Annotated in this window: 11 protein-coding genes; 5 read left to right on the top strand and 6 right to left on the bottom strand. The window is 69.8% G+C overall.

Going from position 1 to position 16,212, the window contains the following annotated elements; all coding sequences use genetic code 11:
• Positions 1 to 82 precede the first annotated feature (82 nt).
• Positions 83 to 280, top strand: a complete 198-nt coding sequence (locus tag K8640_RS27800; RefSeq protein ID WP_074948654.1) for a hypothetical protein — start codon at positions 83 to 85, stop codon at positions 278 to 280.
• A gap of 291 nt (positions 281 to 571) precedes the next feature.
• On the opposite strand, the gene K8640_RS27795 is transcribed toward K8640_RS27800, so the two are convergent.
• Entirely contained in the window at positions 572 to 2,074 is a 1,503-nt protein-coding gene (locus K8640_RS27795) for a hypothetical protein (protein ID WP_223749817.1), read from the bottom strand.
• Between the two features lie 170 nt (positions 2,075 to 2,244).
• On the opposite strand from K8640_RS27795, the gene K8640_RS27790 reads away from it, so the two are divergent.
• Together K8640_RS27790 and K8640_RS27785 are read left to right on the top strand one after the other, a co-directional pair.
• The gene (locus K8640_RS27790; protein ID WP_223749816.1) at positions 2,245 to 2,781 is read left to right on the top strand and encodes an SHOCT domain-containing protein; all 537 of its coding nucleotides are present in this window, start codon (positions 2,245 to 2,247) and stop codon (positions 2,779 to 2,781) included.
• Positions 2,782 to 2,860: 79 nt separating this feature from the next.
• Entirely contained in the window at positions 2,861 to 4,411 is a 1,551-nt protein-coding gene (locus tag K8640_RS27785) for an ATP-binding protein (RefSeq protein ID WP_223749815.1), read from the top strand.
• Here K8640_RS27785 and K8640_RS27780 read toward each other — a convergent pair.
• The 3 genes from K8640_RS27780 to K8640_RS27770 all read right to left on the bottom strand — a co-directional run bounded on the left by K8640_RS27780 (position 4,408) and on the right by K8640_RS27770 (position 8,393).
• Entirely contained in the window at positions 4,408 to 5,601 is a 1,194-nt protein-coding gene (locus K8640_RS27780) for an NAD-dependent epimerase/dehydratase family protein (RefSeq protein ID WP_223749814.1), read from the bottom strand. The two genes, K8640_RS27785 and K8640_RS27780, sit on opposite strands and share 4 nt — an antisense overlap.
• A 45-nt stretch (positions 5,602 to 5,646) precedes the next feature.
• Positions 5,647 to 6,942 carry an NTP/NDP exchange transporter gene (locus K8640_RS27775; protein WP_223749813.1) on the bottom strand — a complete coding sequence of 432 codons (1,296 nt, stop codon included), beginning with the start codon at positions 6,940 to 6,942 and terminating at the stop codon, positions 5,647 to 5,649.
• A 152-nt stretch (positions 6,943 to 7,094) separates the two neighbouring features.
• Positions 7,095 to 8,393 carry a pyridoxal phosphate-dependent aminotransferase gene (locus tag K8640_RS27770; RefSeq protein WP_223749812.1) on the bottom strand — a complete coding sequence of 433 codons (1,299 nt, stop codon included), beginning with the start codon at positions 8,391 to 8,393 and terminating at the stop codon, positions 7,095 to 7,097.
• A gap of 378 nt (positions 8,394 to 8,771) precedes the next feature.
• On the opposite strand from K8640_RS27770, the gene K8640_RS27765 reads away from it, so the two are divergent.
• Positions 8,772 to 9,782 carry a DUF1028 domain-containing protein gene (locus K8640_RS27765; protein WP_223749811.1) on the top strand — a complete coding sequence of 337 codons (1,011 nt, stop codon included), beginning with the start codon at positions 8,772 to 8,774 and terminating at the stop codon, positions 9,780 to 9,782.
• Between the two features lie 108 nt (positions 9,783 to 9,890).
• Positions 9,891 to 10,745, top strand: coding sequence for a hypothetical protein (locus K8640_RS27760; RefSeq protein WP_223749810.1), 855 nt, complete (start codon positions 9,891 to 9,893; stop codon positions 10,743 to 10,745).
• Positions 10,746 to 10,911: 166 nt separating this feature from the next.
• Here the strand turns inward: K8640_RS27760 and K8640_RS27755 are convergent, their stop codons facing one another.
• Both K8640_RS27755 and K8640_RS27750 read right to left on the bottom strand, forming a co-directional pair.
• Positions 10,912 to 12,876 carry a 4-alpha-glucanotransferase gene (locus K8640_RS27755; RefSeq protein ID WP_223749809.1) on the bottom strand — a complete coding sequence of 655 codons (1,965 nt, stop codon included), beginning with the start codon at positions 12,874 to 12,876 and terminating at the stop codon, positions 10,912 to 10,914.
• 126 nt (positions 12,877 to 13,002) lie between these two features.
• Complete coding sequence (locus K8640_RS27750; protein WP_223749808.1) at positions 13,003 to 16,203, bottom strand: efflux RND transporter permease subunit; 3,201 nt, start codon at positions 16,201 to 16,203, stop codon at positions 13,003 to 13,005.
• Between the last annotated feature and the right edge of the window lie 9 nt (positions 16,204 to 16,212).

Here is a 16,212-nt window from a genome sequence, read left to right as displayed (position 1 = left end):
GGGGGCCGCGGCACACAGGGCCCGGGGTCGCATCCAGGGGGGACACCCCAGCGCTCTCGAAGCACGAGAGGGGGACATCGCGGTGCCGGAGCTGGCTGTCTTCGCGGGGGCGAAGCGCAGGGAGCTCGTGGCGCTGACGAAGTCGAAGGCGCTGGGGGTGTTGAGGCAGGAGATGGAGCACGTGACGCGGGTGGCTTCCATGCGCCCGCAGACGTTCGGTTGGGCCCAGACGCTGGCGCGGATGCGAGCCATCTCGCAGCCGGCGCGGTCCTGGCCCTGAAGCCGGTAGCTGAGACACCGGGTGCTTGGGGCACCCGAGGGTCCGGCCGTCGGCGAGCGCACCGGGGGGAGCGCTCGAGTCGCAGTCGAGGTCTTCGCTGGAGGGGTCCAAGGCCCTCCGGACACTCAGGGCGGGTAGGAGGGTGGCGTCGCGGGGGCGGCGTCATCCGTGGCAGGGGACCCGGAGGAGTGACGCTCGCCAGAGGGGGAGAGCGGACTCCGAGTCAGGGTCATTCATCCGGGGGGTGCTCCGCGTACACCGGAGCATCCCCCGTTGCTTTTCCAGGGTACGTCACTCCAGGCGCAGCGTCGCGGTGCCGGTGAGGGTGCGGTGGAGGGTGAGCCACAGCGCGTCGCCCGCGTCGTCGACGGAGGCGAAGTAGTCCGCGTCCGCGGTGAGCACCCGCTCGTCCAGGAGCACGCGCGAAGGGGGCGTCGTGGCGGTGTAGCCGCGCAGCACCAGCACGGGGTGCTCGAGCGGTTGGGTGCCGGTGTCGAAGCGCAGCTCGGCGCGGTTGTCCGCGGCGCGGGCCTCCCACGTCGCGTAGACGGGGTTGTAGCCGGGCACGTCGAAGGGCACGGAGTCGGTGCGGCCCACGCCGCCGGGCCCTTGCGTCACCACGGTGCCCCGGGTGGCGGTGAGGCGCACGCGCTGCCAGGACTCCACCTCCGAGACGCGGCGGAGCACGGAGTCTTCCGTGTGCGTGCCCAGCACCATGAAGACCGAGTAGCTCTGGTAGGGGTGGCCGGAGAGCATGCCGTCGTCGCCGTAGCGCGCGTACTGGCGCCAGCCGAGCGCGCCGTAGTTGCTGCCCCAGGCCATGCGGTGGGAGCGCGTGGTGGTGGGGAGCTGGTACTGGTTGAGCTGGAAGGTCCAGTTCCAGTCGTCCGGCAGCGGGCCGCGCTCGTTGCGCTGGCCCCAGCTCGAGTAGAGCCAGTAGCCGCCCGCGGGCTTCTGCTGCCAGGTCTGCGTCTGCACCACGCCCATCTCCGCGTCCGGGGTGGTGGTCCACATGCGGGTGAAGGGGACGACGTTGGGCTCGCGGTAGTCCCAGCCGCTGGCCATCGTCACCGGCGAGGCGAGCGTGCGGAAGCGGTAGCGGTCTCCCCAGCCCAGCCCGGCGATTTCGGCGTTCGCGTTGCCGTCGAAGAGCAGGTCGCCATAGGGCGAGCGCACGTCCGCCTCCAGCGCGTCGGGCGCGACGCGCGAGACATCGTGGGTGATGGCGTAGAGCGGGTGGTCGCGTCCGGTGGCGAAGAGGTAGTGGACGGTGACGTCGACGATGTGGCCATCGAGCGGCAGTGGCCAGCGGAACTCGTGCAGTGCGTGGTGGCGTCCCTCGAAGAGGGTGCGGCCCGTGCCCGTCACCTTCTCGGTCCAGTTGCCCCAGTCGGCGCCGGCGCGCACGTGGCAGGTCACCATGCCCCAGCCGGGGACCTCGTTGGTGGCGCCGTCGCAGGTACGCGCGGCGCCGTGGGCCTCGTAGACGTAGCGGCGGAGGTAGCCGCCGTGCCAGCCCGCGGGGTCCTGGGCGTCGTTGCGCACGAGGAAGGCCGAGCGGGGCGCGCAGTCGCCGTCGCGCCACGTGTAGCGGTCCGTGTGGAAGCCCTCCAGGTCCACGTCGCGCTCCAGGCTCACCGGGACGCAGGGATGTGCCTGACCGGGGCCCGCGTCCGGAGTCCCCGCGTTGCCCTCCGGACGGACCTCCTTGCCACCACAGGCCACGAGCGACAGGGCGAGCAGCGCGACGGCACCCTGCCGCCGGGGCGAGCACCAGGACAGGCGAGACATCATCGTGAGTCCTCTTCGGTTGTCGGAGCCGCTGCGTCCGGGAATCGGCCCCGCATTCCGCGACATCATGTCATGTCGTGCGGACATGACGGGTTTCGAGCCGGAGGCCGTGCGTCTAGAGTCGCTGGACGCGGCCGCGGTCGGGGCCGTGCCGTCACCGTCGAGAGAGCAAGATGAACGCCGAAACGCCCTTGTCCGCAGCCCGGTTCCTGGTTCCCCTGCTCATCCTGATAGGCACCGGCGTCGGCGTTTGGCTCACCGTCCGCATCCTCGGGACGTGGCTCAAGCACCGGAAGGTGCGTGAGCAGGGGCTGCCGGCCCGGGCCATCCTGCTGCGCAGCGAGCGCACGGCGATGAGCAACCAGAAGCGCGCCCGCTACAACCATCTGCTCGAAGTCACCTTGCCGGACCGCCCGAGCTACGAGGTCTGGGTGCTGGACCGCTACCACGACTGGAACGTGCGAGTGTTCACGCCGGGCCTGGAGCTCAACGTCAAGGTCGACCCCGATGACCCCCAGCGGGTCGCCGTCGTCGGGCCCGTCGTCGAGCAGGACCTGAGCCAGCTCGCCGCGCTCCTGGCGGGCAAACCTGTCAGCGCTCCGAAGGACCCGGTGAAGTCCCTCGCGGACCTGCAGCGGATGCTGGGCGAGGGGCTCATCACGATGGACGACTTCGAGCGCAAGAAGGCGGAGATCCTCGGGCGACTCTGAGCATCCGGGCCGAACAGGTCCGGACACCCTCGGGTCCATGGGCCTTTGCCCAGGAAGGAGACGCAAGTACCTTCCAGGCATGCCCCGTTGGTTCAACACCGCCGGTCCGTGCAATCCGGACCACCACTACATGCTGCCGGCCATGCGCCGGCTGCCCGAGGTCCGGCGGCTCGTCGAGCAGCAGGGCTACTTCGTCGTCCACGCACCTCGGCAGGTGGGCAAGACGACGGCACTGCTGTCCTTCGCTCGCGAGCTCACGATGGAGGGACGCTACGTGGCGGCCCTCGTCAGCATGGAGGTGGGCGCGGGGTTTCCCGACGACACCGGCGCCGCCGAGGATGCCGCCCTCTCGAGCTGGCGGTCCGCCGCGCGAGCACAGCTGCCCGCCACGCAGCAGCCTCCGGAGTTCCCGGTGGCCCCTCCAGGGCACCGCATCGCCAGCGCGCTCGAAGCCTGGTCCCAGGCCGCGGGAAAGCCGCTCGTCATCTTCCTGGACGAGGTCGATGCCGTGAGGAACGAGGTCCTCGTCTCCGTGCTGCGTCAACTCCGGGATGGATACCGCAACCGCCCCCTGAACTTCCCCTCGTCGATGGCGCTCATCGGCTTGAGAGATGTTCGCGACTACAAGGTGGCCTCCGGAGGCTCGGATCGGTTGGCAACCTCCAGCCCCTTCAACATCAAGGTGCGCTCGCTGACGGTGCGCGACTTCACGGAGGAAGAGGTCGCCGAGCTCTACGCCCAGCACACCGCCGACACGGGACAGCGCTTCGAGCCCGAGGCCATCTCACTCGCCTTCGAGCTCACCCAGGGACAGCCCTGGCTCGTCAACGCGCTGGCCAAGGTGGCCGTGGAGGAGCTGGTCACCGACGTGAGCCAGCCGGTGCGCCGCCAGGACATCGAGCGCGCCAAGGCGACTCTCATCTATCGCCAGGAGACCCACCTGGACAGCCTCGCGGCCCGTCTTCGCGAGCCTCGCATCCGAGCCATCCTCGAGCCGATGCTCGCGGGCCAATTCCTGGGCGACATCCCCGAAGATGACCGACGCTTCGCCACCGACCTGGGCCTGGTGCGAAGAAATGCGGCAGGGACACTCGAGGTGGCCAACCCCATCTACCGCGAGATCCTGGTCCGAACCCTGGCCTCGGGAACGAGCGACACCCTTCCCGCCATCCACCCATCCTGGCTGCGTGCCAACGGACGAATGGACCTCGAACAGTTGCGCGAGGCGTTCCTCTCCTTCTGGCGTCAGCACGGCGAGCCGCTGCTCGCCTCGGCCCCCTACCACGAGGTGGCGCCGCATCTGGTGCTCATGGCCTTCCTCCACCGTGTGGTCAACGGCGGGGGCACCATCGAGCGCGAGTACGCCATCGGCCGGGGCCGCATGGACCTGTGCGTGCGCCATGGACCGGACACGCTCGCCATCGAAATCAAGGTCTGGCGCGACAGGGAGTCGGACCCGCTGAACGACGGCCTGGAGCAGCTCGACGGCTATCTCCAGGGCCTGGGTCTGGACAGCGGCTGGCTGATGCTCTTCGACCGTCGCTCGAACCAGCCGCCCATCGCCGAGCGCACCCGGGCCGAACAGGCCCGGACGCCCTCGGGACGTCAGGTCACCGTCATCCGCGCCTAGCGCGTGGGAGTCGCGGTGCCCTGGTCGTGCTCCTGGTGCCACGCCGCGAGCACCTCCTTCTCGCGCGCCGGAGCGATGCCCGCCTTCAGCTTCGCCTGACGCTCGGGCGGCTCCGACTTGAACCACTCCACCGTGTCGCGCACCGTCTCCTCCAGCGGCCGGAACGTGAGCCCCGCCGCCAGCGCCTTGTCGATGTTCACCCGGAGCAGGCCCGCCTCCTCGCCCGTCGGCGTCACCCACACCGGCATGTCTCCGAAGGCCTCCACCTTGTGCTTCGCCAGGAAGGACGGGTGCGCCCAGATGAACGTCGCGTCACTGCGCAGCGCCTTCTTGCTGCGCTCCAGGAAGTCCCGCATCAACAGCGGCTTGTCCGGCCCCGTCGCCGTGTAGGGCCCCGCCAGGTTCTTCTCCACGCCCAGGATGATGAACGCGGCCAGATCCCTCACGTCGATGAACTGCGTGGGGTCATGCCCCGTGCCCGGCGCGAGCACCTCGCCGCCCTGGGCCACGCGCACCGGCCAGTACGTGAAGCGGTCCGTCGGGTCGTCCGGCCCGACGATGAGCCCCGGGCGCACGTTGAACACGCGGCCCGGCATCGCCGTCTCCGCCGCCTTCTCGCACAGCGCCTTCAGGCCGCCGTAGTACTTGTTCACGTCCTCCGAGTTCGGCTCGTCCACCGTGGCCACCGCCGCCGTCTCCGTGAGGCCCGGCTTCGACGCGTCCTTGTAGACCGAGATGCTGGACACGAAGGTGTAGTGCCCCACGTTCGGCGCGAGCAGCTCCGCGGACGCCTTCACGATGCGCGGCACGTACCCCGACGTGTCCACCACCGCGTCCCACTTGCGGCCCTGGAGCGCCTTGAGCCCCTCGCCCTTGTTCGGGTCGCGGTCTCCCTGCAGCTTCTCCACGTTGGGGAAGAGGCCCGGGTTCGTCTTGCCGCGGTTGAACAGCGTGACGGTGTGCCCCCGGGCCTGCGCGGACTCCACCAGCGCCGGCCCCAGGAACTTCGTGCCCCCCAGGATGAGGATGCTCAGGGACTTGTCCGCCTTCGTCCCTCCGCTCCCCTGCCCCTGCGGCGCCGGCTCCGCCGTGCCACCACCCGACGCGCCCTTCGAGGACGCACAGCCCATGGCGAACAACGAGCCCGCGACCACGGCACCCTGAATCACATCCCTGCGAGACAGCTTCATAGCGTGTCGTCTCCTGCCACGAGGAAGCACTGCGAGGAAGATTGCTCAACGGGCGGCGGCATTGTCCGGCGCCGCGCGCGCCAGCTCATCCCCACCCTCGCGAGACAGCCGCCGCTGCTCCCGCGACAGGTACAGCGACACCCCCCACCACAGCCCCGCCAACGGCACCGCCGCCAACGACAGCCCCGTCATCCCCAACCCCAGCGCGGTGAGCCCACCCTGCAACCACGCGCTCACCGTGTCGCTGCCCCGGTACACCACCGTGTCGATGAAGCTCTTCGACTTGTAGCGCGCTTCGCGGTCCACCGTGGTGAAGAGGATTTCGCGCGAGGGCCGCTCCAGCGCGTAGTGGCTGGCCCCGCGCAGCGCCTTGAACGCCACCAGCACGCCCAGCACCGGCACCGCCGCCAGCCCCAGGAAGCCCAGCCCCGTCACCACCGGCGCCACCGCCAGCGCCGCCCCCAACCCCAGGCGCGAGATGATGCGCCCGGTGACGAGCGTCTGCAGCGCCAACGTCAACAACTGCACATAGAAGTCGATGTCCCCGAAGAGGGCCGTCCGCGACGCCGCGTCCTTGCCCACCTGCGCCACCAGCTGCACCTCCTGGAAGTACAGGAACGTGGACGTGGCCGCGTACAGCAGCACCTGGAGCCCCAGCGCCAACAACATCGGCGACGCCACCAGCAGCTTCAGCCCCGCGAGCACCCCGCCCCCCACGGGCCCCTCGGCCGAGGGCGGCTGATGCTGCACGTCACGCGCCCAGCGGCTCAGCCACCGCACGCACTGCGCGCTCACCTCCAGCAGCACCGCGGAGATGAGGATGAGGTTCACCGGCCCCACCGGCTCCGCCAGCCGCCCCACCAGGAACGGCCCCACCAGCATGCCCGTGGTGCCACCCGCGGCGATGAAGCCGAACAGCCGCTTGCCCTGCTCGCTGGCGAAGACGTCCGCCATGAAGCTCCAGAAGATGGAGACCACGAACAGGTTGTAGACGCTCAGCCAGATGTAGAAGACGCGCGCCACCGGCTCCTTCGCCACCTCCAGCTTCAGGAGCGCGAAGAAGACCAGCAGCGACACCAGGAAGAAGCGGTAGATGCGCGGCAGCACCACCCGCCGGGGCCAGCGCGCCACCAGCGCGGAGAACGCGGGCACCGCCAGCAGCATCACCAGGAACGTCGCCGTGAACAGCCACGGCAACCCCTTCACGCTGCCCGCCGTCCCCATCTCGTTGCGGATGGGGCGCAGGATGGCGTAGCCGCACATCAGCGTGAAGAAATAGACGAACGACCCGAGGACTGCGCGGACCTCCTCGTCACGGACATCCACGAATCGCTTGAGCATGGGCACGAAGGCGCGCGCGTCTCGGGTGGGGACCGGCGACAACGGATGCGTCAGCCGGGCGCGTCCCTGGCTGAACTCCGGTCCTTTCCGTGTATTCCCGGGCCCACATCCGCGTCCAGGGGGACGTGGGCCCGGGCTTCGAGCCAGCTCGACTACTTCGCGCCGAGCGCCTCGCGCAGGGTGGCCTCCACGCGGGGCAGCACGTCCTCGATTTCCGCCACGGACGTGGCGCCCACGGACAGGCGGAACCAGCCGGTGTCCTCCTTCAGGCCGAACGCCTGGAAGGGCACCACCGCGAGGCCCGCCTTCTCCAGGAGGAGCTTGCGGATGTCGTCATTCGTCTTCAGGCCGCTCTTGCCTACCAGGTCGAACTGGACGGACAGGTAGATGGCGCCCTGGGGCGCGATGTGGCGCACCGGCAGCCCCGCCTCGCGCATGCGCGACAGGCCCTTGTGCAGCGCCTCCAGGCGCGCGTCCACGCGCTGGTGCATCTCCTTCAGGAAGGACTCGGTGGCGGGCACGTCGTCCAGGTAGCGGGCCACGGCGACCTGCTCGGCCTTGGGCGCCCACGCACCCACGTGGCCCAGCACGTCGCGCATGCGCGCGATGATGCTCGGCGGGCCCACGCCCCAGCCCACGCGCACGCCCGTGGCGGCGAACGCCTTGGAGATGCCGTCCACGAACACGGTGTAGGGCGCCACCTCCGGCACCAGCTCCACCGGCGTCACGTGCTTCTCCGAGCCGAAGCTCAGCACCCAGTAGATCTGGTCGTACATCAGGATGAGGGGCTTCTTGCCCGTCTTCTCGCGCTCGCGGTTCTCCGCGACCACGCGCTCGCAGATGGCGCCGAGCACGTCCTTCGAAATCATGGTGCCCGTGGGGTTGAGCGGGCTGCACAGGCACAACAGGCGCGCGGTGCCCAGGTGCGGCGTGAGCTGCTCCAGCGTGGGCATGAAGCCATGCGAGGGGTCCGTCGTCACCACGACGCCCTTCGCGTTCATCATGTGGATGTAGTGGTTGTTGTTCCACGACGGCACCGGGTAGACGACCGTCTCCCCGTCATCGAGCACGCTGCGGAAGGTGCCGTAGATGATGGGCCGGGCGCCGCCCGCGATGACGATGCCCTCCAGCGGGTACTTCAGGCCCAGGGCGCGCTCGTAGAAGCGCTGCACCGCCTGGCGTAGGTCCAGCACGCCGTCCGAGGGCGGATAGTTCGTCTCGCCCGCCTGGAGCGCGGTGGTGATGTGCGTGCGCAGGCCCTCGGGGATGGGGAACTCGCGCGGGCTGAAGTCGCCCACGGTGAGGTTGCACACCTTGCGACCTTTGGCGACGAGCTCCCGGACCTCCGCGGCGATGCGGAGGATTTCGCTGCCGACGAGGCCCCGCGCCATGGTGCCGACGGTGGCGTCGTCCCTCGAGGGACGGGGGAGGGAGGTGAGGTCGAGAGCCATGGGGGATGTGTCTCCGGTTCGTGCGCGTAAGGGGGACGCGGGCTGCGGCCGGGCGCGCACCATACCCGCCACCCGGCAACTTGTGGGGTGCGTCCTGCAATCCCGGGGTGGGAGTGCCACGGCTTCACGCGTACCGGAAGCGGAACACGCGGGGCACCCGGCCCGGCGGGCCCTCCCCGGCCCGGCCCACGGGTGTTTGCCGGGCGCAACGGTTGGCGAGCCTTCCCGATATGTCCCGGAAGGGCCTTCCGTTCAGGGCTCCAGCAGTTTCGGGGCGTGGGCGGGTTCCGCGCACCGACATCCATCCCTGACAGGAAGGGCTCCTCCACGCGGGACGTCGCGGTCCGCCACGGGAGCGCCTTGCCCAGAGGTGTCCGTATGAAGTTGTTCGAGCGTGGCTCGTGGCTCGTGGCGTTCCTGATGCTCGCTTCCACCCAGGCGTCGGCGGAAGGCGGCCGCCCCCTCAACCGGAGCCTGTTCGGCACGCGCGCCATCGTCGCGTGTGACGCGGTGGAGCAGTCGTGCGGCATGGCCGTCATCTCCTTCCCGAGCGGGGTCAGCGGACTGGTGCCGTATGGGCGCTCGGACATCGCGGTGGCCACGATGGCGCTGCCCTCGGTGGATGATGCCCAGGGGGTCATCGCGCGCATCGACGCGGGCGAGGCGCCCCAGGCCGCCATCGACGCGGTGCTCGCGCTGGACCCGTACGCGCCCATCCGTCAGCTCGCCGCGGTGAAGCTGCACCCGGATGGGAGCGTGACGACGGGGCAGCGCTCGGGCGCGCAGACGAGCGCGCACACCTGTGCCATCCAGGGCGCGACGTTCGTGGTGCAGGCGAACAACATGTCCACGCCGGACATGTGTACGGCCATGGCCGCGGGCTTCCAGCGCGCGAAGGGCAGCCTGCCGCAGCGGCTGTATGCGTCGCTCGTGCACGGCGCGCGCGTGGGCGGGGACAAGAACGGCGAGCGCTCGGGTGTCATCCGCGTCTGGAACACCACGAGCGAGACGGCGTTCTACACGCACGTGCTCGCGGAGGCGGTGGTGCACGGCAGCACGAAGGCGCTCCAGGAGCTGGGCGTGGAGCTCAACCGCTACCAGGGCACGCTCGCGGACGTGTACACCCAGGACCGCGTGACGCTGACGGCGGACATCGCGCGGGACGTGAAGCAGGTGCTGCGCAAGCTCGGGTACTACCGCGGGCCCATGGATGGGAGCTGGTCCGACGCGGCGGAGCAGGCGCTGTACGACTTCAACTGGAACAATCTTTTCTTCCTGAAGCCGACGGTGGTGGAGAACGGCACGCGGAAGATGGACGGGGTGCTGGTGAAGTTCCTGCGGGACGCGGACCTGGGGGCGCTGACGCGGGCGACGGCCTCGGCGGAGTGACACTGTCGGCTTCTCGTCACGGGCCGGTGGTGCTGGCACGTGGCCCCCCTGTCGTGAGAGAGGGTGTCCTCCGTGGCCCCTCTTTCGCGGGCCCCCTGGGGAGGAACGATGAAGCGTGCGGGACGCTGGCTGTCATCGCTGTGGCTGGCCGGATGCCTCGTGGGCACCGGGTGCTCGAAGAAGGAAGAGGCCCCGCCGCATCCGGCGGCCGAGCTGCCAGCGCCCGATGACGCTCCCGCGCGGCCCTCGGGTGCGCCCGAGGGCGCCGTGGCGCGGGGAGGTGAAGCCGCCGCGAAGCCTCCCGTGGCCGTGGGAGAGCTGCCTCCCGAGGAGCCTGGTGCGGAGGCTCCTTCGGGAGCGGGCTCGCCATCGGCGGGCGCGGGCGCTCCGTCGGGTTCGGGCTCGCCGTCGGCGGGCGCGGGCGCTCCGTCAGGCACGGGCTCGCCATCGGGCGGCGCGACTGGCGCGGGGACAGGGACGCCGTCGGGCGGTGGCTCGGGTGGAGTCACGCCCGAGAATCCGAAGAACCGCGAGTGGACCACGGACGCGGTGAGTCTGGACCGCAGGGACGTGCCGCAGGCCACGCTGCGCTCGGTGCGCGCGGGAGCGCATCCGGATTACGACCGCGTGGTGTTCGAGTTCGAGGGGACGCAGCTGCCGGGCTATCGCGTGGAGTACGCGAAGGAGCCCGTGGTGCAGTGTGGCTCGGGCAACCCGGTGACGCTGGCGGGCAAGGGCCAGCTCCAGGTGAGCTTCACGCCGGCGAAGGCGCATACGGATGCGGGTGAGCCCACGGTGGCCACGCGCGAGCTGAAGCCCGCGTTGCCGGTGTTGCTCGAGCTGGAGCGCACGTGTGACTTCGAGGGCGAGGTGACGTGGGTGCTGGGCAACAAGAGCAACGCGCCGTTCCGCATCCTGGAGCTGCGCGAGCCGACGCGACTCGTGGTGGACGTGAAGCACTGAGGTGCTCGTTCCGGGGCGAGCGCTTGCACTGCGCTCCCTCGGTCATGCGCGGGAACGAGTCTGATGCGGTAGCACCTCACCGCATCTCTCGCCCACCCTGAGTCCTGCTCGCCTCGATGCGTTCGCGGGTCGGCCCCATTGTCATCAAGCAACGGGTAGGGGCCCCTCACGCCCCGCCACGCAGCTCCGCCGCCAATCGGTCCAGTCCCGCGAGCAGCTCGCGGTGCTTCTGTCTCACGGGAGCGCCCCCCGCGCGCAGCGCCATCGCCAGGACACCCGGAAGGTTCATGGCCGCATCGCCGCGAAGCCGCTCGCGATACTCACGCATCCAGTCCGCGGGCACTCGGAGCGACCAGTTTCGCTCGTCGATGGTGCCCGGCTCGTTGTACGTCTCCGGCATCCCGAGCAGGTCCGTGAAGAACACCATGACATTGCGCGCGCGGCTGGCGAACAGGTCCGCCAGCTTCGCCTGCGCGAGTCGCCCCGGGTCCGTCGCCAGCTCACGCGCGAAGGCCTCACGGTGCTCGACCTCCGGGCACAGCCGCGTCGCCAGATAGTCCGCCTGCGCCCGCAGCGTCCCACGCCACTGCCAGTCGCCGACGAGGCGCCATAGCGACTTCGTGTCGTGGTTGCCGACCATCATCCAGTCCTCGGCCGCCGCGTTCTCGCTGCGATACACATCCGCCGGGTTGCGCAGGTCCGCCTTCTGCGTGACGCGGAAGCGGCCCATCCCGTACCGCGCGAGCACGCGTCCCAGCGGATACGGCATCGTGCTCAGCACCTCGCCCAGCAGGTCCCCCAGCTCGCGACCATTGCGCCGGGCCGCGGCGACCACCGTGTCGAAGAGGACGCTGAAGCGCTCCACCTGCTCGGGCGTCAGCGACTTCACCTCTCCGTCCACATAGCGAGGCACCGAGCGGTCCACCTGCTCCGGTGACACGAGCGCATAGCGCGCCAGCTCGGGGTGCTCGGGCAGGTCGGGTGACGAGAACAACCGCGCGCCCTGTTGAACGGCGGCCACGGGGTCCCACTGGTTCGACCGATACACCCAGGGGCACACGAGCCCATGCGGATGGTCCAGCCGCAGCCCGTCGTACTCGGCGAGCATCTTGTCCATCCGAGCATCCATGAAGCGCAGCACCGCGCCCGGGCGGAAGCCCTGGGACGGGCCCTCTCCGCCCTCCATGAAGAACTGCTCCGGGTCCAGCACCGGGTAGTTCCACGGCTGGCCGTCGGGGTTCGTGCGACTGGGCGGCGCGCCCATCAGGTACGTGCGCAGGAACAGTCCCTGCCACGCCCACGCGTCGCGCGGCGAGAAGCCGATCTGCAGGTCGCCATAAAGCTTCAGGCGCCACGTGGCCGTCCGCTCCCGGAGCACCTCATGTTGCGTGTGCACGAGGAACTGGAGGAACGCATAGCGCTCCAACGTGTCGCCGTATCGCGACTCCAGCGCGAGCACCCGAGCCGCCGCCGCGGACTCTTCACCTGGAGCCGGGTTCCACAAACGCCCGTCCAGCGAGTCCGCCCAGGGCCGCCAGTCCGGAACGCCCTTCTCCTCGCACAGCACCTCGAACAGGGCATCGCGCACGAGCCATGCGCGGTGGCGTTGCCGGAAGGAGGTGAAGCGCCGGGACAGGTCCTGGATGGCGGCGGAAGGCTTCGACTCCGCGCGCTGCCGACGAAATGACGCCCACGCCTCATCGAGCACCGCGAGCTGCGCGCGGAACGCCCACCGGTAGCGCTCCCCGGGATGGGCCGCATGGGGCCGGGACCGTGAGAGCGCCTCCACGCGGCCAGGAGGCAGCAGCGCGCCCCACGGTTCGTGCTCCAGTGGCGCGAGCGCGATGTTGAGGATGTTGCGTGAGAACAGGGTGCCGTCATACGGCGACGCGTTCGCCTCCGTCGTCTGCCCCTGGGGCCCCAGTTGGATGCCGGTGAAGCCCAGGGCGCGCGCGGACTCCAGGAAGAGCGCGGCGCCCTCGGAGTAGGGCGAGCCCCGTCCCGAGTCCTCGGACGGCAGGCTGGGGAAGCTGGGGTCGTGGATGCTCAGCACCAGGTTGCGGACATCGAGCGCGGCCAGGGCTTGGGTGACGAGTCGATGATGGTCTTCAGGCAGCGGGGCTCGGGACATGGCGGATGACGACCGACCCTAGGTGCCCGAGCCGGACACGCCAACCCTTCATCTGAGCCCACGTTCAACATCCGTCCGAGGACGACACTCCGAGCGTGCACGCGGACACCCGGAGCGGACCCAGTGTCACTTCTGCGGCGACTGGGGCACGGGACGCGGCTCCCCACCGCCACTCTGCGGCGGGCCCTGATGTCCCGGGCCCTGGGGCGCGCGGAAGTGGAACACCTTGCGCAGCTTGCGCCCCATCCACGTCCGGCCATCCACCAGGATTTCGTACACCGTCGGAATCACCAGCAGCGTCAGCAGCGTGGACGTAATCGTGCCGCCAATCACCGCGCGGCCCAGCGGCGCCCGGAAGTCACCGCCCTCGCCCGCGCCAATCGCCACCGGAATCATGCCCGCCACCAGAGCGAAGGTCGTCATGATGATGGGTCGCAGACGGATGCGCCCCGCCTCGATGAGCGCCTCGCGCAACGGCATGCCCTTCTCGTGGGACCACTTCGCGAAGTCGATGAGGAGGATGGCGTTCTTCGCCACGATGCCCATCAGCAGGATGACGCCGATGAGACTCATGATGTTCAGCGTGTCCCCGGTAATCAGCAGCGCGCCCACCACGCCAATCAACGACAGCGGCAGCGAGATGAGGATGGCCAGCGGGTCCAGGAACGAGCCGAACTGGATGACGAGGATGAGGTACATCAGCATCACCGCCACACCCAGCGCGATGAACACCCGCGAGAACACCTCCTCCTGGTCCGCGGACTCACCGCCCGTGGTCAGCTCGTAGTCCGCGGGCATCTGCACCTTGTCCACCCGCGCCTGGATGTCCCGCATCACCTCCGTCAACGAGCGCCCCTGCACGTTCGCCTGGATGTTGATGACCCGCTCGCGGTTGAGGTGCGTGATTTGCGCGGGGCCGAGCGCCTGCTGGATGTCCGCCACCTGTCCCAATGGGACGAGCTGCGGCGTCCCTCCCGGCACCGCGCCCACGAGGATGGGCAGCCGAGCCAGGTCATCCGGATTGTCCCGCGCCTCGGGCGCGAGGCGCACCATCACATCCCGAGTCTCACCAATCGGGTCCACCCAGTCGCCCACATCCAGCCCCGCGAAGGCCGGCCGCAGCACCTGCGCCACCTGCCCCACCGTCACCCCGAGCTGACCCGCGAGCCCTCGATTCAGGTCGACCACCAGCTCCGGCTTCTGCCCTCGCGTGGACAGGCCCACGTCCACCGCGCCGGGCACCTGCTCCACCTCACGCTGCACCTGCTGCGCGAGCTGCGTGAGCGTCTTCTGGTCCGGCCCGCGCAGCTCCAGCTGGATCTGCTTCATCGCCCCGCCGAAGCCCGAGGTGAAGACAGACACCTTCGCGCCCCCCACCGCCGCGAGCTCCTGGCGCAGCTTGCTGCCGAGCGAATCCTGGCTCAAATCACGGTCCGCCTTGGGCGTGAGCCTCACGTACACCAACGCCTGGTCCACGCCCGGAGCGCTCAGCGGCAGCGGCACGCCGATGGTGCTGTACGTATAGGCGACCTCGGGGTGCGCGCGGACGATGCGCGTCACCTCCTCCACCTTGCGCCGCGTGTACTCGAGGCTGGAGCTGGACGGCGTCTCCACCAGCAGCTCCACCTCCGAGCGGTCACTCACCGGCACGAAGCCCGCGCCACCCACGGTGCCCTGGAGCACCAGCGCGCCCACGAGCGAGCCCACCGCGACCAGCACCATGATGAGCCGGTGGTCCAGCGCCCAGGCGATGACGCGCTTGTAGCGGTCCGCCTGCCGGTCGAACCAATCGTTGAAGCGCGTGAGGATGCGCGAGATGAAGCCCTTGCGAGCCCCCTTCTCCACCTGCGGGTCCGCCCAGTACGCGCTGAGCATCGGGTCCAGCGAGAAGGAGACGAACAGCGACACCAGCACCGCGCAGGCGATGGTGAGCGCGAACGGCTTGAACCACTGGCCGGCCACGCCGTACATGAAGGCCACCGGCACGAAGACGGCGACGATGGAGAACGTGGTCGCCGACACCGCGAGGCCAATCTCCGACGTGCCCTCGCGTGACGCCGTGTAGTGGTCCTTCCCCATCTCGATGTGGCGGACGATGTTCTCGCGCACCACGATGGCGTCATCGATGAGGATGCCGATGGCCAGCGTCAGGCCGAGCAGCGACATCGTGTTGAGCGTGAAGCCGAAGGCCCACACGCTGATGAACGCCGCCAGCACGCTCACCGGCAGCGCCAGCCCCGTGATGACGGTGGAGCGCCACGAGTTGAGGAAGATGAACACCACCAACACCGTGAGCAGCGCGCCCTCCACCAGCGCGGACTGCACGTTCTCCACCGCGCTCTCCACCCGCACGCCCGCGTCGCGCACGATGGCCAGCTTCACGTCCGGAGGCAGCTTCTTCTGGAGCGCCTCCACGCGCGCTCGCACCGCGTCCGCGACCTCCGTGGTGCTGTAGCCCTTCGACTTCAGCACGTCGATGCCCACCGCCTGCGCGCCGTCGTAGAGCGCCAGCGTGCGGGGCTCCTCGGAGCCCACGAAGACATCCGCCAGCTGCCCCAGCCGGATGACCTGCCCGTCGCGCGTGGCCACGACCATGTCGCGGAACTCGTCCACGTTCTCCAGGCGCCCCTTGAGGCGGATGGACTCCTCCCCGAGCGGCGAGTTGATGCGGCCGACGGGCGCGGCCAGGTTCTGCGATTGCAGCGCCTGCACCACCTCCGCCAGCGAGACGCGCGCGGCCTGGAGCGCCTCGGGCTTGAGCTGCACCGTCATCTCGCGCTCGACGTCGCCGACGACGTCCGCCTGCGCCACGCCCGGCACCGAGCGCAGCTCGCCCACCACCAGCGGGTCCGCCACGCGCGACAGCGCCGCGACATCGAGCCGCTCCGAGGTGAGCGTCAGCGAGACGATGGGCGCGTCCGCCGGGTCGAAGCGCGTGAGGACCGGCTCCTCCATCTCGCGAGGCAGGTCCGCGCGCTTGCTGGAGATGGCGTCGCGGATGTCCTGCGAGGCCTCCTGGATGTCCTTCTCGAACTCGAAGAACACGGTGAAGGTGGCCAGGCCGTCGGTGGCGGTGGCGGTCGTCTCCTTCGGGTCGACGCCGCTGATGGCAAAGATGGCGTCCTCGATGGGCTCGACGATTTCGCGCTCCACCGTGTCGGGTGAGGCACCCGGGTAGACGATGGTGACGGCGATGACGGGCGCCTGCACGTCGGGGAACTCGTCCGTCTCGAGCTGCCACAGCGCGACGAGGCCGAAGACGACCAGCGTCACCATGGCGGTGATGGTGACGATGGGCCGTTTGATGGCGAAATCGGAGATGAACACGGGGTGACT

It is taken from the genome of Myxococcus sp. XM-1-1-1, from assembly GCF_020037095.1.
Classification (GTDB): Bacteria; Myxococcota; Myxococcia; order Myxococcales; family Myxococcaceae; genus Myxococcus; species Myxococcus fulvus.
This window is presented reverse-complemented; position numbering and strand designations above follow the sequence as displayed.

Bases quoted from the DNA above. Each gene is read 5' to 3' on its own strand.
- K8640_RS27795 (WP_223749817.1), bottom strand. From the start codon at position 2,074: ATGATGTCTCGCCTGTCCTGGTGCTCGCCCCGGCGGCAGGGTGCCGTC.
- K8640_RS27790 (WP_223749816.1), top strand. From the start codon at position 2,245: ATGAACGCCGAAACGCCCTTGTCCGCAGCCCGGTTCCTGGTTCCCCTG.
- K8640_RS27785 (WP_223749815.1), top strand. From the start codon at position 2,861: ATGCCCCGTTGGTTCAACACCGCCGGTCCGTGCAATCCGGACCACCAC.
- K8640_RS27780 (WP_223749814.1), bottom strand. From the start codon at position 5,601: ATGAAGCTGTCTCGCAGGGATGTGATTCAGGGTGCCGTGGTCGCGGGC.
- K8640_RS27775 (WP_223749813.1), bottom strand. From the start codon at position 6,942: ATGCTCAAGCGATTCGTGGATGTCCGTGACGAGGAGGTCCGCGCAGTC.
- K8640_RS27770 (WP_223749812.1), bottom strand. From the start codon at position 8,393: ATGGCTCTCGACCTCACCTCCCTCCCCCGTCCCTCGAGGGACGACGCC.
- K8640_RS27765 (WP_223749811.1), top strand. From the start codon at position 8,772: ATGAAGTTGTTCGAGCGTGGCTCGTGGCTCGTGGCGTTCCTGATGCTC.
- K8640_RS27760 (WP_223749810.1), top strand. From the start codon at position 9,891: ATGAAGCGTGCGGGACGCTGGCTGTCATCGCTGTGGCTGGCCGGATGC.
- K8640_RS27755 (WP_223749809.1), bottom strand. From the start codon at position 12,876: ATGTCCCGAGCCCCGCTGCCTGAAGACCATCATCGACTCGTCACCCAA.